This is a genomic window from Galbibacter sp. (genome assembly GCF_035306585.1).
In the GTDB taxonomy this organism is placed as follows: Bacteria; Bacteroidota; Bacteroidia; order Flavobacteriales; family Flavobacteriaceae; genus Galbibacter.
Map to the genome: position 1 here is coordinate 1 of NZ_DATGNU010000114.1, position 7,934 is coordinate 7,934.

Here is a 7,934-nt window from a genome sequence, read left to right on the forward strand (position 1 = left end):
GACAAAAGGAGTGAAAATTATTCTCTAGTAAATTAGTAGACTATAAAAAGTTTTATTTAATTTTACCAGCTCAAAATTCCAACGAATGTCTGATATTACGATTAAGATAAAAGATAGAGATGGTGTGGTACACCAGGTAGATGCGCCCACAGATATGGCCATGAATTTAATGGAGGTTGTACGCTCGTATGAATTGGCTCCTGAGGGAACAATTGGCGTTTGCGGAGGTATGGCCATGTGTGCTTCTTGTCAGTGTTATGTGATCTCTGATCACCAACTACCAGAGATGAGCTATGATGAGGATCTTATGCTAGCCGAGGCGTTTAATGTTAAGGACAATTCGCGTTTAGGATGTCAAATCCAAATCACTGAAGACCTCAATGGTCTTGAGGTGGAATTAGCACCTGAGGTCTAGTGAATTAAAACAATTGCTTTTTCTTAATTTCAAAGAGAATTTCTGAAACAAAACTACTATAGGCAGTAGCCGAAGGGTGTAATTGATCTTCAGCAACCAAATCAGTATTGGCCAATCCTTGCCTACTGATATCTGTTATGTTAACAAAAGAGATACCATTTGCTGCAGCTATTTTTCTTGCAGCTTCGTTATACTTATTGATAGCAGCACTTATACTAGATGGATCAGAACTACTTTGTCCCTCTGGAGTATAGGCGTAATCTGGTATGGAAATTAAAATCACCTTGTTTTTATCCCCACCAGCGTATTGAACGGCTCTGAGTAATAAATTAGATAAATCGAGCTCATATCCCGCTATATCTTTGTTCTGATATTGATTATTAACCCCAATAAGAAGCGTTACAAGATCATAGTCGTTCCCTAGTTGCCTTAATCGAAGTCCATTGATTAAGTCTCCACTAGTCCAACCTGTTTGAGCAACAACCTCTGCTTTCACCTTTACCTTTTCCTCTTTGGCTATTCGTTCCATGAGTTGCATCGGAAAACTACAAGATTCGCAAACGCTTTCCCCTTTTGTGTAACTATCCCCTAAAGCAAGGTATTTCACAGTTTGCCTTTCTAAATCCAAAGACCCCGGTACCGAAGCTCCTTTACATCCTACAAAAAACGTTACAATTCCTATAATAAATACTATTTTTCTCATCACAATATGGTTTCAAACACAATGAATCTGCGTGGAATTTAAACTAAAAGGAATCCAAGTTTTCCAACTAGATCCTCAACTTTATATGATATCCTAAGAAATAACATCACCAACATATACGTTTGAAATGCTTCTAAAGGACGCCATAGACCCAATTTGTTTTCATAAGCAATTTACCAATAATTCAGTAATTTATCCGAAATTTTTTACTTTTTGTTAAACCAAAGGAGCCCTTCGGCCGGTGATTAAAAAACATGACATCCTAGCGTTAATCACAAAAGGACTACGTATTGGAAGTGGTTTATTATAGAACTTTTTGATAATCACTTAATTTCCTCGGGCCTTCTAAAACAGTGCGTACCACCTGCAAAAATCCTTGATCAGTTGTATCCACATACCATTTCACAAGACAAATGGTTCCTTGTTCTATTTCAATACCTGTAATACTACGAGGGAAGACACAACTCCCGTCATTAAAAAATGGTATTTCGCCAGGTTCGGGAAATCTCGGTCTATGGGTATGACCAGTAATGGTCATTATAGAATTATTTTTTAAAATCCATTTCTTAATTCGTCTTTCGACTCTATATAATTCTTTGTTATTCTTTGCAGGACTAGTAGGATCTGATATTCCTACAACTTGCAAAGGTCTCCACAATATTTGAACCATCAATCTACTAAGCGGCCAAAATCGATGGTTCCACCAATCGGCCTGATGTCCATGAGCCATGAAGATCTCTTGGCCTGTATCAGTATGGCGAAGCAGGAGTGCCTCGTGATACTTAAGCCCTGGCATTAATGGAACTTGCTTTCCAGAATTGGGGTCTCTCCAGCTATCATAATGCTTTTTTATCTCATGTTGGCTATTGTAGATCAAGTCATGATTACCATAAACCATATGTAATCGGTTTTCATCATGAAATTCCTTCAAGAGTAGAAAAATATTCTTATGTGCCTCGAAAATATTTTTAAAATGTATGTTTTCCCATAGTTCATTACCATCACCTAATTCAATATACGTAAAACCCTGTTTATGGTATTCCTTCAAAGCGTGGAAATAGGTGTTTCTATTATTGGCAAAATCATCGGCAAAGCTATTATCTCCTCTATGGCAGTCACTGAAAATAATGAATTTCGAGTGATCGTCAAAAGGGATCGTAACGGCGTTGCTAAAGGCCTTATTAAAGCGAACTTCTGTCGACATAGTATCTGTAAATGTAAAGAAAAAAGATGCTACGCGGCCAAAATTTTTAATCTAAATCATCCTATAAGCTCTGTTTTACCGGCCTTTATAAATTGAAGGACCGAGGTAAAACCTCGGTCCTCTTTTGTAAAAACAACACTATTATTCTAGTTATTCTTTGTTATGTTCTAACAGATAATTAGAAATCAGTGTGTAAAGATGCATGGAGGTATTTTCACCTTCATAAATACCGTGCGAACGATTGGGATATGACATCATGTCAAATTGTTTGTTATTACGAATTAATTCATTGATCAAATATTCTGCATTTTGATAATGCACATTATCATCCCCAGTGCCATGAATTAAAAGTAGATTCCCTTCCAAGTTTTTTGCATAGGTCACAGGTGATCCCGCGATATAGCCTTTCATGTTTTCAGTGGAGAGTCCCATGTAACGCTCCTGATATACATTATTATAGAGCAATTGGTTAGAAACAGGAGCAATTGAAATACCTGTTTGATAAAGCTCAGGATATTTAAACATGAGGTTCAGGGTCATTGAACCTCCACCACTCCATCCCCATACTGAAATTCTTTCCTTATCAACAAAAGGCCATTTGATGACTTGTTTGGCTGCAAGGGCCTGATCACGCGTATTAATTACTCCTACCTTTTTGTAAATAGATTTTCGCCACTGACTCCCTTTTAGAGACGGCGTACCTCGATTATCCATTTTTATTATCACAAAGCCTTTGCTGGCTAAATAAATATCGAACATCCCAATCCAACTATCAGTCGCCATTTGTCCCCATGGTTCACCATATACATTAAAGACAATAGGGTACTTTTTATTTGGGTCAAAGTCCACTGGCTTAGTGATGCGTCCATCAATCTCTATACCTTCCTCGGTGGTGACTTTAAAAAAAGATGTCTTAGGTAGTTCCAATTCTGCTAACGACTCTTTTAAATGATCATTGGTTACTAATTTTGAAACAAGTTGGTGTCCCGGTAAACGCACTAGTTGTACGCTAGGTGGCATTTCAGTATTACTATGATTATGAATAGCATATTTTCCATTTGGTGATATATCATACGTATTAACCCCACGATAGTCCTTTGGGGTCACCCTTTTTAATTTTCCTTTTCCATTTAATGGTACACTGTATAAATAGCGCTGTGTTGCGTTATAAGGAGAAGCACTAAAATATAATTCCTGATCTGAAAGGGCATAGATGGCAGCTACATCATAGGTTCCAGGTGTTAACAAGATTTTCTCACCAGTGGCTATACTTATTTTGTATACATGACGCCATGCATCGCCTTCAGTCATTCGCAAAAAGTATTTGTTGGAATCTGTCAAAAGCAGGTCATTTCCTCCCCAGTGATTTGAAGAAATATCTGGGTATCGCAAATCCACCCATGCACTGTGGTTTTCGGTATACACTTTTTTGAGTTCACCTGAATTTACTTGATAACTGTAGACAATAAGCTGATTTTGCTTTCTATTGATTTGTTGGATAAGCAATAAATCTTTACTCACCCACTGCATACCAGGTAAGTAATGTTGTACGGGATCTCCAGGAATGGGTATCCAGTGGTTCGCTCCATCTTTAGTGTTTATGATACCTACCTTAGCTTTGGAAGGGGATTGCCCAACTTTTGGATACTGGATAGGGATAGGTTTTGAATACAACGAATCCGTCGTATTTATCATATAGAAGGTTCCTGTCTGGGAGGCATCTAATTGCCAAAACGCAATATGTTCATCATCAGAACTCCAGGAAAACCCATCTCGCATTCCAAATTCTTCTTCGTACACCCAATCAAAAGTTCCGTTAATATGAGTAGTACTTCCATCTGAGGTAAGTTGTTTTGTGGTCCCGGTATCTAATTGCTCGATGTAAATATTAAAATCATGTACGTAGGCCACTTTATGACTGTCATTGGAAAATTTTGCAAACATCAGTGAGGATGCTGGAAATTGCTTCCCGATCTGACTGAGTTTGGATTCCTTAAAATCATACAACCAATAATCACCTCTGGTATTAGAGCGCCATACTTTACGTGAATTTGTGAAAATCAACACCTTGGTATTATCATCACTCAAACTAAAAGCCTCCACATTTAAAGCTTTTGTAGCACCTATAGGAGTAAGCGCCTGTGAAGATAGAAATATACTTTCATTACCATTTTTACTAGAATGTTTAATCAGTTGACTTTCTTTATTCTTGTTGTGAGCAATGGTGATATAAGCCTCCCCTTGCGAGATCCAAAATACTTGACTTTGGTAATCACTGCTGTATTTGGAGGAGTTATATATGGCCTCTAAACTAAGTTCCTCTTGCGCATAAGCCAACAGGTTACTTAGCACGAGAATACAGATGAGGTATTTGAATTTGAATGACATCTTAAATGAAACGTCTTTTTATTTTACTTTTGTTTCGAGGTATTTATCAACTCTTCAACGTCTGAGACTGTTTTAGCCAATGGATCACCTAACAATTCACTTGATGTTGATGTAATTAAAAAGTCCTCTTCGATGCGTATTCCTCCAAAATTTTTAAACTTCTCCACTTGGTTATAGTTGATAAATTCACTTAACTTTTGTTCTGCCTTCCATGCATCTATTAGGTAAGGATTGAAATACAACCCTGGCTCAACGGTGATTACAAAGCCTTCTTGAAGTTCTTTTCCGAGCCTTAGGGATCGTAATCCAAAAGTATCACTTTTCTTCAGGGTCTCTGTATAGCCTACATAAGGTTCGCCTAGATTTTCCATATCGTGCACATCGAGTCCCATCATATGTCCTAAACCACATTGAAAAAACAACGTATGGGCTCCTCTTAACACAGCTTCCTGAGTATCTCCCTTGAGAAGACCTAAACCTTTCAAACCTTCCACTAATCTTGCTGAGGCTAGTAAATGCACATCTAAGAATTTTATTCCAGGTTTTAATGCCTCAATGGCCTTGTTATGTGCATCTAGAACGATGTTATATACTTGCTTTTGCAATTCGGTAAATCGTTCTGCAACGGGAAATGTTCGTGTCATATCTCCTGCATAACCCATGGCAGTTTCTGCTCCACAATCACATAAAACAAGTTCTCCATTGTCGAGCCTCTTTTCAGAGGCATGATTGTGCAAGTATTGTCCATTGGTGGTCAGTATTATTGGAAAAGATATATTGCCGCCTCCTCCAATAGCAATTGCTTGTAGCTCCCCTGCAATCTGCTTTTCAGTCTTTCCTGCTCTTCCATTTTGTATGGCATAGGTGTGCATTTTCGCAGTAATATTCACGGCCTTATGTAATTGCGCTACTTCTTCTGGTTGCTTAATCTCACGTTGTTTAACAACGGCTTTTATCAAGTCAATTGAACACTTCTCATACACCTCAGCTATAGCGATACCAAGAAGTTCATGCAGCGCTACACTTGTTTCACTTCTATATGGTGGTAAGTAATGAATTTGATCCTCGGTGGTCTTAGCCAGGTAATCGGCTAATTGATTTAAAGGTTTTATAGTCTTAATCCCTGCAGCCTCTGCGAGTTCTCTAAGTGGAGTAGTTGGTCCAATCCAAACTATTTCTTCGGGAGTGGGATCGTTTCCAAAAAGTATTTCTTGATCCGCCTCAATGTCAATTACAAAATAAATATCTGGAATATTAATTCCTGTATAATATAAAAAAGTACTATCCTGCCGAAAAGGGTACCAGTTGTCTTTAAAATTCATTCCACTTTCACCATTTCCCGGAAACAAGACTGTTCCTTTTCTTAAATTGTTTTTTAGTGCAGCTCTTCTACTGATATAAACATTTTGTGAAAACATTCCTATTTAATTTATAGATCCAAATTTGATAATTATTGATAGATATTACAATTTTTTATCTAAAACTGGATAATATCCTACCAATATGTGATAATATTAAAACGCTCCCTGAGTTCAAGGGAGCACTTAAAATGGTACTTTTTATATATTAACGCTCAGGCGTTACTGATTCAATTCAGTGAAATACTTGTAAAAGTATGGGATGGTCTCTATCCCTTTAAGATAATTCCAAATTCCGTAGTGTTCATTTGGAGAGTGGATGGCATCACTGTTTAATCCGAATCCCATTAAAATGGTTTTACTCTTTAACTCCTGTTCGAACAGGGACACGATTGGAATACTCCCTCCACTTCTTTGGGGTATTGGAAGTTTCCCAAAGGTAGTTTGGTAAGCTTTGCTTGCAGCTTGATAGCCAATACTATCAATAGGCGTTACATACGGATACCCCCCGTGATGGGGTTTAACAACAACTTCTACCCCTTTTGGCGCAAGACTCTCAAAATAAGCTTGAAATAATTCACTGATTTCTTTCCAATCTTGATGTGGAACAAGTCGCATCGATATTTTTGCATAGGCCTTGCTTGGAATAACAGTTTTGGCTCCCTCACCAATATACCCGCCCCAGATACCATTAACATCTAAGGTGGGGCGAATACTGCTTCTTTCATTAGTAGTATAACCTTGTTCCCCATAAACATCTTCAATTCCAATAGCTGATTTATAGGATTCCAATGAAAAAGGAGCTTTCGCCATTTCAGTGCGCTCATCTACAGATAGCTCATCAACCTTGTCATAAAACCCTGGGATTTTAATTCGCATATTATCGTCGTGTAAACCAGCGATCATTTTATTGAGGATATTGATTGGATTAGCCACTGCACCGCCATATAATCCACTATGTAAATCTCTGTTTGGGCCTGTTACTTCTACCTCAACATAGCTCAGACCTCTTAAACCAGTTGTTATAGAAGGCACATCATTAGCAATCATACCAGTATCTGAAATGAGTATAACGTCATTACTTAACTTTTCACGGTTGTTCAAAATAAACCATTCTAAACTCTCAGATCCAACCTCTTCCTCACCTTCAATCATAAATTTCACATTACAGGGAAGCTGATGATTTTGGGTCATGTACTCCAGAGCTTTAATGTGCATGTACATCTGACCTTTGTCATCACAGGCACCGCGTGCAAAAATTGCACCATCTGGATGAAGTACTGTTTTCTTAATTACAGGCTCAAATGGAGGAGATTCCCAAAGCTCAAGAGGATCGGGTGGTTGAACATCATAATGTCCATATACCAGCACCGTTGGCAAGGTCTTATCAATAATCTTTTCTCCATAAACAATAGGATAACCTGGAGTTTCACATACCTCTACATAATCACATCCTGCTTTGTCTAAAGCTTCTTTAACAGCTTCTGCCGTATTGAGCACATCATGCGAGTAGGCAGGGTCTGCACTTACAGATGGCATTTTTAATAATTCTATGAGTTCTGAAATGAATCGATCCTTGTTCGTATTGATATACGACTTTAAATTTTCCATGAAGTAAATTGTTACAACTTCAAATGTACCAAAAAAAGAAGATTTTTTTTAATTAATAAGTTTGATTTTTAAAAAATAGATTTATATTTGCACCCACAAAACACACAAGCGGGTGTGGTGGAATTGGTAGACACGCTAGACTTAGGATCTAGTGCCGCAAGGTGTGAAGGTTCGACTCCTTTCACCCGCACAAAAAACCGAAGAGAGATCTTCGGTTTTTTATTTTAAATCAGTTGGGATTTTACTGTTTTTTCG

6 protein-coding genes and 1 tRNA gene are annotated in these 7,934 nt (G+C 37.8%); 2 read left to right on the plus strand and 5 right to left on the minus strand.

The genetic code is table 11. The annotated features are described in order from the left end of the window. Positions 1 to 85: 85 nt before the first annotated feature. Entirely contained in the window at positions 86 to 415 is a 330-nt protein-coding gene (locus VKY50_RS10470) for a 2Fe-2S iron-sulfur cluster-binding family protein (RefSeq protein ID WP_324301590.1), read from the plus strand. Positions 416 to 419: 4 nt separating this feature from the next. On the opposite strand, the gene VKY50_RS10475 is transcribed toward VKY50_RS10470, so the two are convergent. The 5 genes from VKY50_RS10475 to VKY50_RS10495 form a co-directional block, all read right to left on the minus strand. Beyond that, on the minus strand, positions 420 to 1,118 hold the full coding sequence (locus VKY50_RS10475) for an SGNH/GDSL hydrolase family protein (protein WP_324301592.1): 699 nt from the start codon (positions 1,116 to 1,118) through the stop codon (positions 420 to 422). A 304-nt stretch (positions 1,119 to 1,422) separates the two neighbouring features. Beyond that, positions 1,423 to 2,322 carry a metallophosphoesterase gene (locus tag VKY50_RS10480; RefSeq protein ID WP_324301594.1) on the minus strand — a complete coding sequence of 300 codons (900 nt, stop codon included), beginning with the start codon at positions 2,320 to 2,322 and terminating at the stop codon, positions 1,423 to 1,425. A 150-nt stretch (positions 2,323 to 2,472) separates the two neighbouring features. Continuing rightward, on the minus strand, positions 2,473 to 4,710 hold the full coding sequence (locus tag VKY50_RS10485) for a S9 family peptidase (RefSeq protein ID WP_324301596.1): 2,238 nt from the start codon (positions 4,708 to 4,710) through the stop codon (positions 2,473 to 2,475). Between the two features lie 23 nt (positions 4,711 to 4,733). Then, positions 4,734 to 6,128, minus strand: coding sequence for an aminopeptidase P family protein (locus tag VKY50_RS10490; protein ID WP_324301598.1), 1,395 nt, complete (start codon positions 6,126 to 6,128; stop codon positions 4,734 to 4,736). A gap of 162 nt (positions 6,129 to 6,290) precedes the next feature. Continuing rightward, a complete protein-coding gene (locus tag VKY50_RS10495; RefSeq protein ID WP_324301600.1) occupies positions 6,291 to 7,679 on the minus strand; it encodes a dipeptidase in 1,389 nt (462 codons plus the stop codon). Positions 7,680 to 7,787: 108 nt separating this feature from the next. Between VKY50_RS10495 and VKY50_RS10500 the strand changes: the two genes are divergently transcribed. After that, positions 7,788 to 7,869, plus strand: a tRNA-Leu gene (locus VKY50_RS10500). Positions 7,870 to 7,934 lie beyond the last annotated feature (65 nt).